The organism is Bacillus sp. BML-BC051 (assembly GCF_019656175.1).
Taxonomy (GTDB): Bacteria; Bacillota; Bacilli; order Bacillales; family Bacillaceae_G; genus Bacillus_A; species Bacillus_A mobilis.
In genome coordinates this window covers 1-248 of record NZ_BPLI01000214.1, presented here as the reverse complement: position 1 = coordinate 248, position 248 = coordinate 1, and the positions used below count along the sequence as shown (strand labels likewise).

The window sequence follows — 248 nt, the reverse complement described above, 5'->3', positions numbered from 1 at the left end:
GTGCGCCGAACGCAGCTGCGACTGCAAACGTAACGCACCCAGTTAAACAAGGTTTCATTCAAACTTTAGGGGTATTTACAGATACATTATTAATTTGTAGTTGTACAGCATTTATTATTCTTTTATCAGATGTGCATAATGCAGCTGATTTAAATGGTATTCAATTAACGCAGCAAGCATTAAGCCAACATATTGGACCATGGGCATCTATATTTGTAGCGGTTGCAATCTTCTTATTTGCATTCAGT

The 248-nt window shown here is 37.5% G+C and carries 1 protein-coding gene; it reads left to right on the top strand.

Annotated features, from left to right (window positions below; all coding sequences use genetic code 11):
- The coding region (locus tag K5S59_RS30005; RefSeq protein ID WP_220784149.1) for an alanine:cation symporter family protein at positions 1-248 on the top strand (248 nt) is incomplete at both ends.